Origin of the sequence: Flavisphingopyxis soli (assembly GCF_007995095.1) — a bacterium.
Lineage (GTDB): Bacteria > Pseudomonadota > Alphaproteobacteria > Sphingomonadales > Sphingomonadaceae > Flavisphingopyxis > Flavisphingopyxis soli.
Window position 1 is genome coordinate 936,467 of the sequence record NZ_VOPY01000001.1, and the last position, 18,586, is coordinate 955,052.

The window sequence follows — 18,586 nt, forward strand, 5'->3', positions numbered from 1 at the left end:
CGCCGATCGACCGCGGGCAAGCACAATAGACCCCGACCGCAGCGCCTTGCCCGCGGCTCGGCGCTGTCCTATCCCGTTGGCAAGGGGAGCAACGAGTCAGACCATGCGCATCGCAATCATCGGCGGCGGTCCGGCCGGTCTCTATTTCGCGATTTCGATGAAGTTGCGCGATGCCGCGCACGACATCGACCTGTTTGAACGCAATGCCGCCGATTCGACCTTCGGCTGGGGCGTCGTCTTCTCCGACCAGACGGTTGAGAACCTGATGGCCAACGATTCCGTTTCGGGTCAGACGATCGCCGACGAGTTCGCCCATTGGGACGACATCGACGTCCATTTCGGCGGCGAGACGATCACCTCGACCGGCCACGGTTTCATCGGCATCGACCGCAAGCGCCTGCTCGAGATATTGCAACGCCGCGCATCCGAACTCGGCGTCAAACTCCACTTCGAACAGGAGGCGAGCGACGATCTCGCCGCCTTTGGTGACTATGACCTCGTCATCGCCGCCGACGGCGCCAACAGTCGCCTGCGGACCGGCTATGAGCCGCATTTCGGCGTCGATATCGACTGGCGCCGCAACCGCTTCATCTGGCTCGGTACGCACAAGCTGTTCGACGCCTTCACCTTCGCATTCGAGCAATTGCCCGAAGGCTGGGTCTGGGCGCACGCTTATCGCTTCGATGAAGCCAAGGAGGGCGAGGGACTTTCGACCTTCATCGTCGAAATGGCGCCAGAAACCTTCGCTGCACTCGGCTTCGAGGACATGAGCCAGGCCGAAAGCATCGCCAGATGCGAAGCGATCTTCGCGCGATATCTCGACGGCAACGCGCTGATGACCAACGCCGCGCATCTCGCTGGGTCGGAGGCATGGCGGCGCTTTCCCCGGATCATTTGCGACGCGTGGCATCACGACAAGCTCATCCTGATCGGCGACGCGGCGCACACCGCGCATTTTTCGGTCGGGTCGGGCACCAAGCTCGCGCTCGAAGACGCGATCAAGCTTGCCGAAGTGCTCAACCGCCCGGGCCTTGCGCTGGGCGATGCGCTGATCGAATATCGCGAAGAGCGACACCTCGAAGTGCTCAAGCTGCAAAATGCGGCGCGCAATTCGACCGAGTGGTTCGAGAATATCGAACGCTATGCCGGCTTCGCGCCGATCCAGTTCGCCTATTCGCTGCTGACCCGGTCACAGCGGGTAAGCCACGAAAACCTGCGCCTGCGCGATCCGGCGTGGCTCGACGGGGTCGAGCGCTGGTTCCTCGGTCAGGCCGGGGGCACGCCTGCCGACAAAGCCGTTTGGCCGATGTTCGCGCCGTTCAAGCTGCGCGAAATAGCGCTCGCCAACCGTGTCGTCGTTTCGCCGATGGCGACCTATTCGGCCAGCGACGGGCTGCCTGACGATTTCCACCTCGTCCACTATGGTGCGCGGGCGCAGGGCGGGGCGGGGCTGGTCTTTACCGAGATGACCTGCGTGTCGCCCGAAGGGCGGATTACCCCGGGCTGCGCCGGGATCTGGAGCGACAAACAGGCATCGGCGTGGCGCCGCATCGTCGATTTCGTCCACGCCAACAGCGATGCGAAATTCTGTCTCCAGATCGGCCATTCGGGACCCAAGGGTTCGACCAAGGTCGGCTGGGAAGGCTATGACGTCCCGCTCGACACGGGCAACTGGCCGGTGATGGCGGCGTCGGACGTCGCCTGGTCAGAGCATAATCAGACGCCTACTCCAATGACGCGCGCCGACATGGATCGGGTGAAGGACGCATTCGTCGCCGCGACGCGCCGAGCGATCGATGCCGGGTTCGACATGATCGAACTGCACGCCGCGCACGGCTATCTCCTGTCGAGCTTCATCACCCCGCTGATGAACAGGCGCAGCGACGAATATGGCGGCAGCCTCGAAAACCGATTGCGCTTCCCGCTCGAGGTGTTTGCGGCGATGCGCGATGTCTGGCCGATAGATCGACCGATGTCGGTCAGGATCAGCGCCAACGACTGGATGGACGACGACGGCGTCACGCCCGACGAGGCAGTCTTGATCGGCGAGGCATTCGCGCGCGCCGGGGCCGATCTGATCGACGTGTCGGCGGGACAGACCTGGGCGAAGGGCAACCCCGTCTATGGCCGCATGTTCCAGACGCCGTTTTCCGACCGCATCCGCAACGAAGGTGCCGTGCGGACGATGGCTGTCGGCAACATTTACGAGACCGACCATGTCAATTCGATCCTCGCCGCCGGCCGCGCCGATCTCGTCGCCATGGCCCGTCCACACCTCGTCGAACCTTATTGGACGTTGCATGCCGCCGCCGCTGCCGACTATCGCAGTGTCGCTGTTCCCAAACCCTATCTCGGCGGGCAGCAACAATTGACGCGCAACCTCAAGCGCGCGGCGGAGATGGAGGCAGCGCTCAAGGCATGACCAGCACGTTCGATCCCAAAACATTCGCGCCCGATCATTTCGGCTGGGCCTTCGCCGATCGCGTCGCGACGATCACGCTCGACCGGCCCGAGAAAAAGAATCCGCTGACCTTCGCCAGCTATGCCGAATTGCGCGACTTGTTCCGCGCCCTTGTCTATGCGCGCCACGTCAAAGCGGTCGTCATCATAGGGGCGGGGGGCAATTTCTGCTCGGGCGGCGACGTTCACGAGATTATCGCGCCGCTGACCAAGATGGCGATGCCCGAGCTGATCGATTTCACGCGCATGACGGGTGATCTGGTCAAGGCGATGCGCGCCTGCCCGCAACCGATCGTTGCGGCGATCGACGGAATTTGCGCGGGCGCGGGCGCGATCATGGCGATGGCATCGGACTTGCGGCTGGCGACAGCCGAAGCGAAGACCGCCTTCCTCTTTACCCGCGTCGGTCTGGCGGGCGCCGACATGGGCGCCTGCGCGATCCTGCCGCGGATTATCGGGCAGGGACGCGCTGCCGAATTGCTCTACACCGGCCGCTCGATGAGCTCCGAGGAAGGCGTCGCCTGGGGGTTCCACAACCGGCTCGTTGCTGGCGATGCGCTGCTCGACGAGGCGCAAACACTGGCGCGCACGCTCGCCGACGGCCCCAATTTCGCGCACGCGATGACCAAGCGCCAGCTCGAACAGGAATGGTCGGTATCGATCGAAACCGCGATCGAGATGGAGGCGCAGGCGCAGGCTATCTGCATGGCGACCAAGGACTTTACCCGCGCTTACGAGGCTTTCGCCGCCAAGCGTAAACCGGTGTTCGAAGGCAATTGATGGCCGACCGTAGCTTCCTCGACTGGCCTTTCTTTGCCGATCATCATCGCGCGCTCGCCGATGACCTCGATGCGTGGTGCAAGACCGAACTGGCCGGCGGTCACGACGAAAACGATGTCGATGGCGCATGCCGCGATTTGGTTCGCAAGCTCGGTGCCGGCGGCTGGCTGCGCTATTGTGTGCCGGCCAGCCATGGCGGCGTGCACGAGGCAATCGACGTCCGCTCGCTCAGCATCATCCGCGAGACGCTGGCGCGCCACGACGGGCTCGCCGACTTTGCCTTTGCGATGCAGGGGCTGGGTTCGGGGACGATCTCGCTGTTCGGCAGCGCGAAGCAAAAGGCGACCTATCTCCCGGCCGTCGCGCGCGGCGATAGGATAGCAGCTTTCGCACTAACCGAGCCGCGCTCAGGCTCCGACGTCGCGGCGATGGAAACGACTGCAACGGCGCAGGGCGACGGTTTCACGATTAACGGCGCCAAGACGTACATCTCGAACGGCGGGATTGCCGATTACTACATCCTTTTTGCGCGCACCGGCGAAGCCCCGGGCGCGAAAGGGATCAGCGCTTTCATTGTCGATGCCGACAGCACCGGACTGGCAGTTACCGAACGGATTCGCGTCATCGCGCCGCATCCGCTCGCGACGCTCGAGTTCACCGACATGAAAGTGCCCACAGACAGCTTGCTCGGTGAGCCGGGCCGCGGCTTTGCCCAGGCCATGGCGACGCTCGATATCTTCCGTACGACCGTCGGTGCCGCGGCTTTAGGATTCGCCCGGCGCGCGCTCGATGAAGCGACGGCGCGTGCGCTCGACCGCAGACTTGGTGCGGGCGTGCTCGCCGACAATGCGGTGACGCAGGCGAACCTTGCCGACATGGTGCTCGATATCGATACCGCAGCATTGCTGATCTATCGCGCGGGCTGGCTGCGCGACGTGAAAGGCGTGCGCAACACGCGCGAGGCCGCGCTCGCCAAGCTCCATGCAACCGACGGGGCGCAGCGGGTGATCGACAAGGCGGTCCAGCTGTTCGGCGGTCTCGGGGTGACGCACGGCGTCGCGGTTGAAAGCCTCTACCGCGAGATCCGCGCGCTGCGCATCTACGAGGGCGCCAGTGAGGTCCAGCGTCAGGTGATCGCGCGCGAACATCTCAAGGGATTCGCTGCATGACGGTGCATGAAACCTTGCTGCCGCCCGGCTGGCCGCGACCCAAGGGCTATGCCAACGGCATCGCCGCGAGCGGGCGAACAATCTACACCGCAGGTGTCATCGGCTGGGACGCGCACGAACGCATCGTCAGCGATGATCTCGCCGGTCAATTCGCGCAGGTGCTGCGCAACACCGTCGCGATCTTGGCAGAAGGGGGCGCTGCTCCCGAACATATCGTGCGGATAACCTGCTACGTCACCGATCGCGATGCCTATGTCGCAAGCCTGGCCGAGATCGGAGCGGCGTGGCGCGACATCATCGGCAAGCACTATCCGGCGATGGCGGTCGTCGCGGTCGCCGCCTTGGTCGAACACGGCGCAAAGGTGGAAATCGAAACGACGGCGGTGGTGCCCGCATGAAGTCGGGCCTGATCGACCGTTTCATCGCCGACGGCCTGCCGCCGCCGCAGGACCAGCCTGAGTTCCTCTTCGTCCGTCCCGAGCTCCGGTACCCCGAGCGTTTCAATTGCGCGGTCGAGCTGATCGATCGCGCGCCGCGCGACGATCTCGCTCTGGTCAATGATTGCGGCGGATGGACCTATGGCGAGATGTCCGACTGGTCGAACCGCATCGCGCGGTTGCTGGTCGAGCGCGAGGCCCTGATTCCCGGCAATCGCGTGCTCTTGCGCGGGCCCAATACGGCAACGATGTTCGCCGCCTGGCTGGGCGTCATAAAGGCGGGCGGGATCGTGGTTGCGACCATGCCGATGCTGCGCGGCAAGGAGATCGCGACGATCCTCGATTGTGCAAAGATCAGCCACGCTATCGTCGACGCACGCTTCTCCCAGGATTTCGACGAAGGCTGCAAGCTTTCGCGGAGCGCGCCGAGAACCTTGAGCTACGACGGTGATGCCGGGACAGGCGAGATGGAGCGGCTGACCGCGAACCTCTTACCCGATTTCGTATCATGCGACACGTGCCGCGACGATGTCGCGCTGCTTGCCTTCACGTCCGGAACCACCGGCAAGCCCAAGGCATGCGTCCAATTCCACCGCGACGTCCTCGCCTGCGCTGACAGTTTCGCGCGATATCTGCTCACCCCAAGCTCTAGCGATCGCTGGGCGTGCTCGGCGCCGCTGGCCTTCACATTCGGCCTTGGCATGGAACTGATATTTCCGTGGCGCTTCGGCGGCGCCGCTGTGACGATAGAGACGCCCGGACCGGTAGCGCTGATCGAAGCGATCGAGCGGCACCGCGTCACCGTTCTCGGGACCGCGCCGACCGCATACAAAGCGCTTATCCCGCTGATCGATGGGCATGACCTTTCATCGCTCAGGGCCTGCGTCTCGGCCGGCGAACACCTTCCCGCCGCAACGTGGCAGGCATGGCGCGAGGCGACCGGGCTCGGCATTGTCGACGGCATCGGCGCGACCGAGATGATGCATATTTTCATCTCGGCCGCCGGCGATGACATTCGCCCCGGTGCGACGGGAAAGGTTGTGCCGGGCTATGTCGCGACGGTCCTCGATGACGCAGGCGAACCGCTCGATAGCGGAGTCGGGCGGCTGGCGGTCAAGGGGCCGACCGGCTGTCGCTATTTCGACGACGAGCGCCAATCGGACTATGTCGATAACGGCTGGAACGTGACCGGCGACACCTACCGGCTCGATGCCACCGGATATTTCTGGTTTGTCGCGCGGTCGGACGACATGATCGTTTCGTCTGGCTACAACATTGCCGCGCCCGAAGTCGAAGGGGCGCTTTATGCCCATCCCGCCGTTCTGGAGTGTGCGGTCATCGGCGCACCCGACGACGAACGTGGTCAGATCGTCAAGGCGTTCGTGGTGCTCGCCAAGGGCCATGAAGAAAGCGATGATCTCGTCGTCAAACTCCAGCATCATGTGAAGGCGGCGGTCGCGCCCTACAAATATCCGCGCGCGATCGTCTTTGTCGATGCCCTGCCCAAGACCGCGACGGGCAAGCTCCAACGCTTCAGCCTCCGCGTTGCCGGCTAGGCAAAACCATGCTGGCCGCGGGCGGTGCTTTGGTCTAGCGGCGCAACCATGACATTATCCCCCGAATCTCGCTCCGCCCTACGCTCCGCCTTGCGCGCCGACGAAGCCACGTTGATCCAACAATTTGTCGACGAGATGGCCGAAGGCGCGCCAGCGGTCGCCGAAGTGAAGGCGCTGGGTCGCAAGCTCGTCGCGCATGCCAAGGCCGACGACAGCGAGACGCTGATCGACGCCTTCATGAACCGGTATCGCCTGTCGACCGAAGAGGGCGTGGTCCTGATGTGCCTCGCAGAGGCGCTGCTGCGCGTGCCCGATGCCGGGACCGCTGATGCGCTGATCCGCGACAAGATCACCGGACGAAACTGGGTATCCCAAAACGGCGACAGCGGTTCGCGATTGGTCGACCTCTCGGCCTATGGCCTATCGCTTGGCAGCACGACCCTGCTACTCGACGCCTTCGGGAGCAGCGACAATCCGGCGACGATCCTCAAACGGATGATCCGCAAGTCGGGCGAACCGGTCATCCGCCAGGCGGCGCTGGCCGCGATGAAACTGCTCGGAAAGCAGTTCGTCATGGGCGAGACGATCGACGGCGCCGTCAAGCGCGCGGCGAAAGTAGCAAAGGGCGAACTGTGTTCGTTCGACATGCTCGGCGAAGCAGCACGCACTGCGAGCGACGCAGCGCGCTATTTCCGCTCCTACGAAGCCGCGATTGCGCGCATCGGTCGCACTGCGAAGGCGGGCGACCCGCACGCCAACCACGGCATTTCGGTCAAGCTTTCCGCGCTCCATCCGCGCTTCGAATATCTCCAGATGGACCGCGTGCGCGAAGAGCTTTTACCGCGTGTCGTCGAGCTGGCTTTGCAGGCAAGGGCGGCAAACATCCCGATGACGCTCGACGCCGAGGAATCGGACCGGCTCGAACCGCATCTCGATATTGTTACCGGCCTCGTCGAAGCGGGCGTGGCCGATGGCTGGAGCGGACTCGGGCTTGTCGTCCAGGCCTATTCGAAGCGCGCGCCCGAACTGGTGAAGTTGGTTTATGCGCTCGCCCAGAAACACGACGTGCATCTCGCCCTGCGGCTCGTCAAAGGCGCCTATTGGGATACCGAGATCAAGCGTTCGCAGGTCGCGGGCACCGATTATTTTCCCGTCTGGACCGCCAAGCCGCATACCGACCTATGCTATTTGCGCTGCGCCCTGTTGCTGCGCGGGATGACCGACCACATTTACCCCGCCTTTGCGACGCACAATGCGATGACGATCGCCTTTGTGGCCAAGTTGTTTGCCGGCGAGCGTGGCTATGAATTGCAGCGCCTCCACGGCATGGGCGAAGGCGCGCACGATGCGATGCGCGACATCGCGCCGCCGCCGCGCCCGGTACGCGTCTACGCTCCCGTGGGCACGCACAAGGACTTGCTCGCCTATCTCGTTCGCCGCCTGCTCGAGAATGGCGCGAACAGCTCGTTCGTCCACCAGTTCAGTGATCCTGACGTTACGATCGAGGATCTGTCAGTCGACGCGCGGGAGCAGGTCGATGTCGCCGCACCGCGCATCGCGACCGGGGCCGAATTGTTCCTGCCGCAACGGCGCAACAGCCAGGGCTATGACCTCGGCGAACCCGGACAGGCCGAAGCACTGATGGCCGACATGGCGAAGCATCGGCGTAACGACTGGCATGTCGGGCCGATCATCGGCGGACGTGAAGGGCAAGGCGACAGCGCCTTGGCGGTGATCAATCCGGCAACCGGTGATCCGATTGGCCAGTGCGTCGAGGCGAGCCTGAGCGAAATTGACGATGCGATTGCGCTTTCGCTTGCCGCGCAGCGCGAATGGAGCCTAGCCGGCGGCGATTTTCGTGCGACACGGCTCGAAAAGGCCGCCGACCTGCTCGAAGCGGACACTCCCAAGTTCCTCGCGCTGGCGATGGACGAAGCGGGCAAGACGTTGGCTGATGCGATCGCCGAACTGCGAGAAGCAGTCGATTTCCTGCGCTATTACGCCGCAGGAGCGCGCGAGCATTTCGAACACGCAGTCCTTCTGCCCGGGCCGACCGGTGAGCGCAACGAACTGATCCTTGAGGGGCGCGGCCTGTTCACATGCATCAGCCCGTGGAATTTCCCGTTGGCGATCTTCCTCGGACAGGTCGGTGCCGCGTTGGCGGCGGGTAATGCCGTGCTCGCCAAGCCGGCCGAACAAACCCCGGTCATTGCGCACGAGGCGGTGCGTGCTCTGCTTGCTGCCGGCGTGCCCGGCGACGTGCTCCATTTCCTCCCCGGGCGTGGCGAAGTCGTCGGTGCGGCGCTGACCGGCCATGCCGAGATCGCCGGTGTCGTATTCACCGGATCAACCGAGGTTGCGCACCTGATCAACCGCAAGCTCGCCTCGCGCAACGCGCCAATTGCGACGCTGATCGCAGAGACCGGCGGGATGAACGCGATGATCGTCGATTCGACCGCCTTGCCCGAACAGGTTGCGCGCGACGTTGTATCGTCGGCGTTCCAGTCGGCGGGTCAGCGCTGTTCGGCGCTGCGCGTTGTCTATCTTCAGGACGACGTTGCCGATCACATGCTCGAAATGATTGCCGGCGCGGCGGCTGAACTTACCATCGGTGATCCGTCCGAACTCGCGACCGACGTCGGGCCGATCATCGATGGCGAGGCGCAGGCGAGCATCCAGCATCACATCGATACCTTTGCCGCCAAGGGGCGGATTGTTCTTCAAGCGGTCCGAACCGGGACGATCGCCGACAACGGCAGCTACATCATGCCGACGATTATCCGCCTAGATGACATTGCCGAAATGGAGCGTGAGGTGTTCGGCCCGGTGCTCCACATCGTTCGCTGGAAAGCCAAGCATCTCGATCGCGTGATCGATGCAATCAACGCCACCGGTTACGGCCTCACGCTTGGCATTCACAGCCGGATCGATGCGTTCGCGGCGCATGTTGCGGCGCGCGCGCAGGTCGGCAACGTTTACGTCAACCGCAACCAGATTGGGGCAATCGTCGGTTCGCAACCGTTTGGTGGCCGCGGATTGTCGGGCACCGGACCAAAGGCGGGCGGTCCGCAATATCTGCTGCGCTTCGCCGAGGAAAAGACGATCTCGACCGATATTACCGCAGCGGGCGGCAACACCGCGTTGATGGCAGGCAGCGAAGGGATTTAGGCCTTAGCCCCGGCGCGCGACCCAGTCCCAGCCGAGCGGATCGCCGTCCATCAGCATGACTCCGCGCGCCGCAAGATCGTCGCGGATTGCGTCCGACCGGGCAAAATCCTTTTCGTCGCGCGCCGTTTTGCGTTCGGCCATCAGGATCGCGATGTCCGCTTCGGACAGGTCCGAATCCTTTGGGCGCACGCGCAGGTCGGTGCGTTCGAGGTCGAGTAGCTCGAGGCCCAGCACTGCATCCATGCGCTCGACCGCGCCCAGCCGTTCGCCTGGCTCCAGCTGCTTGTTGCCGACGATGTCCTCGAGCGCGGTGAGCGCCAGCGGTGTATTGAGATCGTCGCACATCGCGCGATCGAAGGCAGCGAGCGCCTTGGCGATATGCGGGTGGGGATCGCTCGGGAGGATCGGTGGACCCGCCTCGCGCAGCCGCTCGATCGTCATTACCAGCCGCTTGAGCCGGGTCGAGGCTGCCTCGAGATTGTCGAAGCTGAATTCGAGTTCGCTTCGGTAATGCGCCTGCAGGCACATCATCCGATACACGATCGGATGATAGCCGCGATCGACCAACCGTTGCAGCGTCAGGAACTCGCCCGACGATTTCGACATCTTGCCCGCGCGCTCAACAAGAAAGTTGTTGTGCATCCAGATATTGGCGCCCGTCGCCGATGAGCAGGTGATCGCCTGGTTCTGGGCGATCTCGTTTGGATGATGGATCTCGCGATGATCGATACCGCCGGTATGGATGTCGAACTGTCGGCCAAGATACTGCATCGCCATGACCGAGCATTCGAGATGCCAACCGGGCGCGCCGCGACCCCATGGGGAATCCCATTCCATCTGCCGTGTTTCGCCTGCTGGCGTGGTTCGCCAGATCGCGAAATCCTGCGGATTGCGCTTGCCGCCGACGGGATCGATGCGGCTTTCGCCATCGTCGGTTTTCGCCCGCGCCAGACGTCCGTAATCGGGCACCGTCGTGACGTCGAAATACAGGCCGCTGCCGAGCTGGTAGCAATGTTTGTCGGCGATGCTCTTGGCGAATGCGATCATCGGCTCGATATGCTCGGTCGCAATCGTCCAGTGCGCCGGCTGGCGGATATTGAGCCGGCGAACATCGCGCCAGTAGGCCTCGGTATAGTGTCGCGCGATGTCCCAGATCGATTGGGCGCTTTGCGCGGCGGCCTTTTCGAGTTTGTCCTCGCCCGCATCGGCATCGTCGGTCAAATGACCAACATCGGTGATATTGATGATGTGCGTCAGCTTGTAGCCGCGCCACGTCAACGTGCGTCCCAAAGTGTCGGCAAAGACATAGGCGCGCATATTGCCGATATGCGGGTAATTATAGACCGTCGGACCACACGAATAGACGCGTGCCTCGCCGGGATGCACCGGCGTGAAATCGACCAGCGAGCGGGTCAGGCTGTCGAACAGCCGCAATGGGGTGTCGGGAGTCATCGTCGCGGTCTGTCGCGCCAAACGGGCAAGGCGTCAACCGCTTGCGAAAGACCACTGGCCTGCCTATCTCATATGAGTAATCAGAGGGGTGCGACGCGATGACAGATTTCAATGACCGGGAAAAAGCCTTCGAGGCAAAATTCGCGCACGAGGCCGAAGCGCTATTTCGCGTAACCGCGCGGCGCAATCGCCTGCTCGGCGAATGGGCGGCGGAAAAGATGGGACTCACGCCTGAAGAGACCGAGGCTTATGCCAAGGAAGTCATCGCGGCCGATTTCGAGGAAGCGGGTGACGAGGACGTCATTCGCAAGGTTCTGGGCGACATGATGTCAGCCAAGTGCGATATAGATGACGCTGGCGTTCGCGCCGCGCTTGAGGCAAAATCGGTCGAGGCGCACCGCCAGTTTATCGATAGCGTCGACAAGGACTGAGCGATCATGGCGATGACCGCAGAACAGATCCAAGCGATGATCGCGACCGCCATTCCCGACGCGACGGTGGAAATCACCGACCTTGCCGGTGACGGCGACCATTACGCAGCGCGCGTCGTCGCCGAAAGCTTTCGCGGAACCAGCCGGGTCGCCCAGCACAAGGCGGTCTATCAGGCACTTGGTGGCCGCATGGGTGGGGCTCTCCACGCGCTGCAACTCACGACCGCATTACCTGAAGGAACATCATCATGACCGCTCCCGTCAAAGATCGCATCGACAGCCTGGTCGGCCAGCACGATGTCGTGCTTTTCATGAAAGGTTCACCGCTCTTTCCCCAATGCGGATTTTCGAGCCGCGCCATCGCGATCCTCGATCATCTCGGCGTTGGATATGAAAGCGTCGATGTTCTCCAGGACATGGAAGTCCGCCAGGCGATCAAGGAATATTCGGATTGGCCGACGATTCCCCAGCTTTACGTAAAGGGCGAATTCGTCGGTGGATCGGATATCATGATGGAAATGTTCGAAGCTGGCGAACTCGCCCAGTTGATGACCGACAAGGCCGTGATGAAGGCCGAATAGCCTCGATTGGGCTACGCGCGCCGCATAACTGAATTTACGACAACCAAGCTGGCGTCGGCACCTTAGGGTGGCGGCGTTTTTGGTCGTTCTGCGAGGATATGGAATTTCGGGTGAGGACGGGTCGAACCAGGGACCAAACCAGTCCGACCCGTCACTCTAGAGCGAAACACTCAGATACGATTATGGCGTTGCATGCTCCATGCCAGAACAGGTGCTATCCAGCCGTTTGGCGGGAGACGATGGTTACCCAGAGGTTGACGGGATGAAAGAGTGTCAAAGATCCCGACACGACGGCGCTCCGCCGAGAGATCAAGATTTATGTTTACATGCGTAGTTGGATAGGATTACAAACGTAGCCGTAAGCGAAAGAGGCATTATGGCTATCGAACGGATCAGCGAGTCGGAATATGCGGTCATCGAACCGCTCTGGGACAAGGCGCCGCTGACGGCGGTCGAAATCGCCGATCGCGTCGCCAAGGACAACGACTGGACGCTGCAAACCGTCAAGACGCTGTTGTCGCGGCTTGTCGCCAAGGGCGCGGTCGCGTTCGAGACGCAGGGGCGTCGCTATCTCTATCGCCCGCTCATCGCGCGCAACGATCATGCGGTCGCCGAGTCGCGGCGTCTGCTCGATCGGCTGTTCGCCGGCCGGGTCAGTCCGCTCGTCGCGCAGCTCGCCAAACGTGATGCGCTGAGCGAAGACGACATTGCCGAGATCGAGGCGCTGCTGAAGGAACTGCGCGCGTGATCGGCCCGATCACGATCGCGTGGCTGAGCGACACTTTGCTCGCGACGAGCGTCATGATGGCGCTGGTGCTGCTGATCCGGCGTCCCGTGGCGCGCACGTTTGGACCGCGCATCGCCTATTTGTTGTGGATGATCCCTGCGGCCCGTTGTGTCATGCCAGCGCTCACGGGTCCGCCGCAGGAGAGCGTCGCGAGCCTTTCGATTCCGATTTCTTCGCTCAATGGCGTTGCCGCCTCGACTGCTTCGTCGGGCGTAATCGCCGAACCCTCTACGGTGGACCTGCTGGTGTCGGCGCTGCCTATGATCTGGCTGGGCGGGGCAATCGTGTGTCTCACCGCGATCGGCTTCGCGCATTGGGCCTTTCGCCGGCGGCTTCTCGCCGGGGCGATCAAAGCGCCGCGGTTCGAGGGTTTCCGCGTCGTTCGGACGGCCGCAGTCACCTTACCGCTCGCGATCGGGATTACGCGTCCGCTGATCGTCGTTCCGATCGATTTCGAAACGCAGTTCGGCGCGGCGGAAAAGCTCCATATCCTACGCCACGAAGCCGAGCATCATCGCCATGGCGACCTGTGGGCGAATATCGCCGCCGCATGCGTCCTGTCGGCCCACTGGTTCAACCCGCTTGCCTGGCTGTCGTGGAGTGCGTTCCGGCTCGACCAGGAAAAATGCTGCGATGCGCGGGTGACGGCACAAGCCGACGGCGAGGACCGCGCGCTCTATGCCGCAACACTCGCCAAGGCAGTGATTGGACCGGGATCGCGCACTCTGCGCCTGGTTGCGCCAATGATAGTTCAGAAAGATCTCAAGGAGAGACTGATCATGTTGAAAGATGCACGCGCCTTTTCACGCCCCCGGACTGCCGCCGGAATTTTCGGAATCGGGCTCCTGCTTGCAACGGGGCTGATCGCGACGGCGACCGTCGTTCCTGCAATTGCTGCTCAAGATGGTGGACAGAGTGACGCCATTCCTCAGCCCCCGCAGCCGCCGTTACCACCGATGGCCCCGGCTGCACCAACGGCTTCTGCGGTGCCAACGCCACCGAACGCTCCGCCCGCACCCCCGACCGCGCAGGATGGCGATATGGGTGAGCGCCATGTCATGATCGTCCTCAAAGAAGACGGAAAGCGGACGGTCGAGCGTCGGATCGTCAGGGGCGGACCCGGCGAGGCGGTGCCGAGCGAGGCTGAAATCAGGGCCATGATCCCTGAAATCGATATCGCACGGATGAAGGGCAAATGTGACGTAACCAATCCAGTAATTACCGAGACTAGTGCGAGCGAGAACGGTAATCGCGAAAAGATCATCATTCGCATGTGCGGTGACCGCGAAATGGCGCGGACTGCGCGCGCCAGTGCCATTGATGGATTGCGCGAGGCCCGCGCTGAAATCTCGCAGGACAGCGATATGCCCGCTTCGGTAAAGGCGCAGGTTCTCGCCGAGCTCGAGGCGCAGATCGCAAAGATGCAGGCGCAATCCGACTGATTTAAGCGGTTCAGCCAATCGTGATCGGGGCGGCGCGCAGCGTCGCCCCTTTTCGTTTGCTCTTGGCAATGCCACATGGAGGGCAATGGCTATTCCCGCACCAGGACCCGTCGGCCTTGCCGAGCAGATCGAGCCTCTCGTCGCGCGGGTTCTCGCGCCCAATCCTTCGCCCTACACTTATACCGGTACGCAGACCTATCTGGTTGGCCGATCCGACCTTGCAGTGATCGATCCGGGTCCGGCCGACGAGGACCATATCGCTGCGATTGTCGCCGGAATCGCGGATCGTCCTGTGCGTGCGATCATGTGCACCCACACGCACCGCGATCACAGTCCGGCGGCAGCGCCGCTGTCGCGGTTGGTCGGCGCGCCGATCATCGGCTGTGCGGCGCTGACGCTCGACGATGACGGGCCGCGAGCCGACGCCGCGTTCGATGTCGCTTATGCGCCCGACCGTGTCCTTGCCGACGGTGAGCAGGTCGCGGGCGACGGCTGGACGCTGACTGCCGTCGCGACGCCCGGTCATACGTCAAACCATTTATGTTTCGCGCTCGATCAATCGGGCGCGCTGTTCACTGGCGACCACGTCATGGGCTGGTCGACCACCGTGGTCAGCCCGCCCGATGGCGACATGGCAGACTATATGGCGAGCATGGCATTGCTGCTCGATCGCGACGACCGGATTTACTATCCAGCGCACGGGCGCGCTATCGAGACGCCGCGCAAGCTGGTGCGTGGCATGATGGGCCATCGCCGCCAGCGCGAAGGGCAGATCTTGCGCCGCATTGCCGAGGGCACCGATCGGATCGAAGAGATGGTGCCGTCGATGTACAAGGGGCTCGACCCGCGGCTATACGGCGCGGCAGGACGATCGGTGCTGGCGCATCTGATCGAACTGGAACGCCAAGGGCGTGTCGCCCGTTCAGGAGAGCAATGGAAACTTCGCGCAACTTGATGGCCACGTCCGACCGCGAGCAGCCAAGGACGGTCGCGCCGACCATGGCGCCGCCTGTTCGGCGCGCGCCCTGGGTCCTGTTCGCGCTGACGCTTGCGGCCGCTGTCTGGCTCGCGTGGCGTGCCTTTGGCCCCGAGCAACTCGGCGACCCGCTGGCAACGTCGTTGCTGGCGTTTGAAAAGCAGAACAGCCTGACGGTGTTCAGCGCGCAGCTCGCACCGGTCGTGGCGAGTGACGATGAACGCATGCTCGGATTGCTCAAATCGAAACAGATCGCGGTGATCCCGGCGCGCGTTGAGTACCGCCTCGACCTGTCGCAAATAGACCGCCAGCGGATGCGCTGGAACGATGCAAACCGTACGCTGACGGTAACGCTGCCACCGCTGACCGTCAGTCGCCCCAATCTCGACGAAGCCCGCGCACAATATATCCGCGAGGGCGTGTTGATTACGCGCGACGCGCAGGAGCGCCTCAACCGGAATAACACGCGCCTCGCCGAACAGCAGGCGGCCAAGCAGGCCGCGAACCCGGTGCTGATGAACCTCGCACGGACGGCTGCGCGCGATGCGGTACAGCAAAACCTCACGATTCCGCTGCAAGTGGCGGGCTATGATAATGTTACGGTCGAAGTGCGCTTCGACGGAGAAAAGGACGCTTCGCAATGACAGCCCAACCCAATGCCAGCCTTGCCGGCGTCGACCTGCGCGCCGAAATCGACCGGCTGCGCAAGGATCGCAACGCGGTGATCCTGGCGCATTATTACCAGAAGCCCGAGATTCAGGACCTTGCCGATTTCGTCGGCGACAGTCTGGAGCTGTCGAAAAAAGCCGCCGATACTGATGCCGACGTCATTGCCTTTTGCGGCGTGCGGTTCATGGCCGAAACCGCCAAGATCCTAAGTCCCGAAAAGATCGTCATCCTCCCCGACATGGCGGCGGGATGCAGTCTGGAGGACAGCTGCCCGCCCGAACAGTTCAAGGCGTTTCGTGCCAAGCATCCCGATCACATCGCGCTGACCTACATCAACTGTTCGGCGGCGGTGAAGGCATTGAGTGATATCATTGTCACCAGTTCGTCGGCCGAGACGATCCTGAGCCAGATTCCCAAGGATCAGAAGATCATCTTCGGCCCCGACAAGCATCTGGGCGGCTATCTTGCGCGCAAGTTCGACCGCGATATGCTGCTCTGGCCCGGCGTGTGCATCGTCCATGAGGCGTTCAGCGAAACCGAGCTGCTCAAGCTCAAGGCGCAATACCCGGACGCGCCGGTTGCGGCGCACCCCGAATGCCCGCCGCACATCATCGACCATGCCGATTACGTCGGATCGACCAGCGGGATTCTGCAGTTCGTCAAGACCAGCGAGAGCGACACGCTGATCGTTGCAACCGAACCGCACATCATCCACCAGATGGAAAAGGCGGTACCCGAGAAGACTTTCATTGGCGCGCCCGGCGCCGACGGCAACTGCAACTGCAACATCTGTCCGTACATGGCGCTGAATACGATGGAGAAGCTCTATGTCGCGCTGCGCGACCTCGAACCGCGGATCGAGATCGAGGAGGACGTGCGTATCGCCGCCAAGAAATCGCTCGACCGAATGCTCGAAATGGCCGCCGGCACATTGGGGCAGGGCGACCTGGGTCATCCCGGCGCATGATCGCGACGCTGCGCAGCTGGTGGGTTAGTGTCAACGCGAGCTACTGGTTCTATCCGGCGATCTTCTCTGGTCTGGCGGCGATCCTGGCGTTCGTTACCGTCTATATCGATCGCGTCTGGGCGGCCGAATATCTGAGCCAAGTCGACTGGCTGAGCCCGGCGCGGCCCGATGGCGCGCGCAACACATTGACGGTGATCGCGGGATCGATGATCGGCGTCGCATCGACGGTGTTCTCGATCACCATCGCGGCGGTTGCTTATGCCTCTGGCACGTATGGCCCGCGGCTGCTGACCAACTTTATGGAGGACCGGGGCAACCAGCTTTCGCTTGGAACCTTTATCGCCACCTTCGTCTATGCGGTAATGGTCCTGCGCGTCGTGCGCAGCGAGGGCGAACAGGCGACAACGGTTGCTGATGCGGTATCAACCATCGCGCCGGGTTTCGTACCGCAACTGTCGTTGCTGATCGCTACGGTCATGGTGGCCGTCGCGGTCGCCGTGCTCGTCTATTTCCTCAACCACATCCCGTCGAGCATCCGCATCAATACGGTGCTCGAAGGAATCGGCGAGCGGCTGATCCGAGATCTCAAGCGCCGCTTTCCCGAAGATGACGATGGCACCGAGCCAGGCGAGCGGCCCGACGGCGATGCAATTACCGCGCGCGACAGCGGCTATGTCCAGATCATCGATTTCTCGTCGCTCGACGACATTGCCGAGGCGCGCGGCGGCACGATCGTGCTCAACGTGCGTACTGGCGATTTCGTCCATCCCGATATGACCTTTGCCAAGGTTGCCGGCGGCGAATGGGACGACGAAGCGATTGGCGAAATCCGCGACTGTTTCGCAATGGGCGGGCGGCGCACGCCGACGCAGGACCTAGAATTCCTGATCGACGAGCTGGTCGAGATCGCGTTGCGCGCGCTATCGCCGGGGATCAACGATCCGTTCACCGCGATCACCGCGATGCACTGGCTCGGCGCGGCGACGGGCGAAATCGCGCGGCGCGACCTGACGCGCGGACCCGAGCAGGGCGGCTACAAGCGCGACCGGGTCATGCCATTGGCTGACGATTTCACACATTTCCTTGGGCGCGGGTTTGGCGGAATCCGCGCGTCGGCGGCAGGCAGTCCTCTGGCGGCAAAGAATTTCCTCGACTGCCTGTACGCGAGCGCGACCGCATCGTCGTCACAGCGTCGGCGCGATGCGATCGCTAAGGAGGGCGCGCTGCTGCTCAGCCAGGCACGCGGGTCGCTGAGTGGGCCCGCCCTCGACGAGCTCGAAACGCGCTACGGTAATTTCCGCGAGACGATGGCGGCGATGGCGACGCGGGCGGTCTAGCGCATATGCGAGGAACGGGTGCGTTGATCGGGCGTTTGAACGATACAACCACAAAGGAAATCATGATGGACGGACAGGTCGATACGAGCGGCGAAGACTTGAGCGATTATGACGAGGATCAGCGCGCCGAAATCCTTGAGGTCGAGGGCCATCATCCGGTCAAGGACGGGATCGAGACAGATCTCAACCCCGATCGCGGCGAGCCGATCGACGACGAAGAAGCGAACGACGAGACGCTGACCGAGAGCGATAAGCCCTGAGCCACGCAACATTGTTACAGATATCGGGGTTATCCACAGCTTAGTTGCGTGATTGTGGATAAGTCGGTTTTTTTCGTTTGATTCGACTCGGGTTGGCGGGCCATTGTCAATTCA

17 protein-coding genes are annotated in these 18,586 nt (G+C 62.8%); 16 read left to right on the forward strand and 1 reads right to left on the reverse strand.

Annotated features, from left to right (window positions below; all coding sequences use genetic code 11):
• Nucleotides 1–103: 103 nt before the first annotated feature.
• Genes FSZ31_RS04665 through putA form a run of 6 tightly spaced genes read left to right on the forward strand, consistent with a single transcriptional unit; the run spans nucleotide 104 to nucleotide 9,570 of the window.
• The gene (locus FSZ31_RS04665) at nucleotides 104–2,422 is read left to right on the forward strand and encodes a bifunctional salicylyl-CoA 5-hydroxylase/oxidoreductase (protein ID WP_147121852.1); all 2,319 of its coding nucleotides are present in this window, start codon (nucleotides 104–106) and stop codon (nucleotides 2,420–2,422) included.
• Nucleotides 2,419–3,240 carry an enoyl-CoA hydratase family protein gene (locus FSZ31_RS04670; RefSeq protein ID WP_147121853.1) on the forward strand — a complete coding sequence of 274 codons (822 nt, stop codon included), beginning with the start codon at nucleotides 2,419–2,421 and terminating at the stop codon, nucleotides 3,238–3,240. The genes FSZ31_RS04665 and FSZ31_RS04670 overlap by 4 nt, the downstream gene beginning before the upstream one ends.
• Nucleotides 3,240–4,409 (forward strand): acyl-CoA dehydrogenase family protein, encoded by a 1,170-nt coding sequence (locus FSZ31_RS04675; protein ID WP_147121854.1) that lies wholly within the window; start codon nucleotides 3,240–3,242, stop codon nucleotides 4,407–4,409. The genes FSZ31_RS04670 and FSZ31_RS04675 overlap by 1 nt, the downstream gene beginning before the upstream one ends.
• Nucleotides 4,406–4,807 (forward strand): RidA family protein, encoded by a 402-nt coding sequence (locus FSZ31_RS04680; RefSeq protein ID WP_147121855.1) that lies wholly within the window; start codon nucleotides 4,406–4,408, stop codon nucleotides 4,805–4,807. Before FSZ31_RS04675 ends, FSZ31_RS04680 begins: the two co-directional genes overlap by 4 nt.
• Nucleotides 4,804–6,402 carry an AMP-binding protein gene (locus tag FSZ31_RS04685; RefSeq protein WP_147121856.1) on the forward strand — a complete coding sequence of 533 codons (1,599 nt, stop codon included), beginning with the start codon at nucleotides 4,804–4,806 and terminating at the stop codon, nucleotides 6,400–6,402. Before FSZ31_RS04680 ends, FSZ31_RS04685 begins: the two co-directional genes overlap by 4 nt.
• Before the next feature lie 48 nt (nucleotides 6,403–6,450).
• Nucleotides 6,451–9,570, forward strand: a complete 3,120-nt coding sequence (gene putA, locus FSZ31_RS04690; RefSeq protein ID WP_147121857.1) for a bifunctional proline dehydrogenase/L-glutamate gamma-semialdehyde dehydrogenase PutA — start codon at nucleotides 6,451–6,453, stop codon at nucleotides 9,568–9,570.
• A gap of 3 nt (nucleotides 9,571–9,573) precedes the next feature.
• Here putA and cysS read toward each other — a convergent pair whose 3' ends face one another.
• A complete protein-coding gene (gene cysS, locus FSZ31_RS04695; RefSeq protein ID WP_147121858.1) occupies nucleotides 9,574–11,022 on the reverse strand; it encodes a cysteine--tRNA ligase in 1,449 nt (482 codons plus the stop codon).
• A gap of 98 nt (nucleotides 11,023–11,120) precedes the next feature.
• On the opposite strand from cysS, the gene FSZ31_RS04700 reads away from it, so the two are divergent.
• The 10 genes from FSZ31_RS04700 (at nucleotide 11,121) to FSZ31_RS04745 (ending at nucleotide 18,472) form a co-directional block, all read left to right on the forward strand.
• Nucleotides 11,121–11,453: a DUF1476 domain-containing protein gene (locus FSZ31_RS04700; RefSeq protein WP_147121859.1), complete on the forward strand. Its 333-nt coding sequence runs from the start codon at nucleotides 11,121–11,123 to the stop codon at nucleotides 11,451–11,453.
• Nucleotides 11,454–11,459: 6 nt separating this feature from the next.
• Nucleotides 11,460–11,705 carry a BolA/IbaG family iron-sulfur metabolism protein gene (locus FSZ31_RS04705; protein ID WP_147121860.1) on the forward strand — a complete coding sequence of 82 codons (246 nt, stop codon included), beginning with the start codon at nucleotides 11,460–11,462 and terminating at the stop codon, nucleotides 11,703–11,705.
• Nucleotides 11,702–12,034: a Grx4 family monothiol glutaredoxin gene (grxD, locus tag FSZ31_RS04710; RefSeq protein WP_147121861.1), complete on the forward strand. Its 333-nt coding sequence runs from the start codon at nucleotides 11,702–11,704 to the stop codon at nucleotides 12,032–12,034. The genes FSZ31_RS04705 and grxD overlap by 4 nt, the downstream gene beginning before the upstream one ends.
• 376 nt (nucleotides 12,035–12,410) lie before the next feature.
• Nucleotides 12,411–12,782 carry a BlaI/MecI/CopY family transcriptional regulator gene (locus tag FSZ31_RS04715; protein WP_147121862.1) on the forward strand — a complete coding sequence of 124 codons (372 nt, stop codon included), beginning with the start codon at nucleotides 12,411–12,413 and terminating at the stop codon, nucleotides 12,780–12,782.
• Nucleotides 12,779–14,263, forward strand: a complete 1,485-nt coding sequence (locus tag FSZ31_RS04720; protein ID WP_147121863.1) for a M56 family metallopeptidase — start codon at nucleotides 12,779–12,781, stop codon at nucleotides 14,261–14,263. Before FSZ31_RS04715 ends, FSZ31_RS04720 begins: the two co-directional genes overlap by 4 nt.
• A gap of 85 nt (nucleotides 14,264–14,348) precedes the next feature.
• Nucleotides 14,349–15,218, forward strand: coding sequence for an MBL fold metallo-hydrolase (locus tag FSZ31_RS04725; RefSeq protein ID WP_147121864.1), 870 nt, complete (start codon nucleotides 14,349–14,351; stop codon nucleotides 15,216–15,218).
• 44 nt (nucleotides 15,219–15,262) lie between these two features.
• Complete coding sequence (locus FSZ31_RS04730; RefSeq protein ID WP_236643662.1) at nucleotides 15,263–15,883, forward strand: DUF4230 domain-containing protein; 621 nt, start codon at nucleotides 15,263–15,265, stop codon at nucleotides 15,881–15,883.
• Nucleotides 15,880–16,875 carry a quinolinate synthase NadA gene (gene nadA, locus FSZ31_RS04735; RefSeq protein ID WP_147121866.1) on the forward strand — a complete coding sequence of 332 codons (996 nt, stop codon included), beginning with the start codon at nucleotides 15,880–15,882 and terminating at the stop codon, nucleotides 16,873–16,875. The genes FSZ31_RS04730 and nadA overlap by 4 nt, the downstream gene beginning before the upstream one ends.
• On the forward strand, nucleotides 16,872–18,212 hold the full coding sequence (locus tag FSZ31_RS04740; protein WP_147121867.1) for a DUF2254 domain-containing protein: 1,341 nt from the start codon (nucleotides 16,872–16,874) through the stop codon (nucleotides 18,210–18,212). Before nadA ends, FSZ31_RS04740 begins: the two co-directional genes overlap by 4 nt.
• A gap of 35 nt (nucleotides 18,213–18,247) precedes the next feature.
• Nucleotides 18,248–18,472: a hypothetical protein gene (locus FSZ31_RS04745; RefSeq protein WP_161595947.1), complete on the forward strand. Its 225-nt coding sequence runs from the start codon at nucleotides 18,248–18,250 to the stop codon at nucleotides 18,470–18,472.
• Nucleotides 18,473–18,586 lie beyond the last annotated feature (114 nt).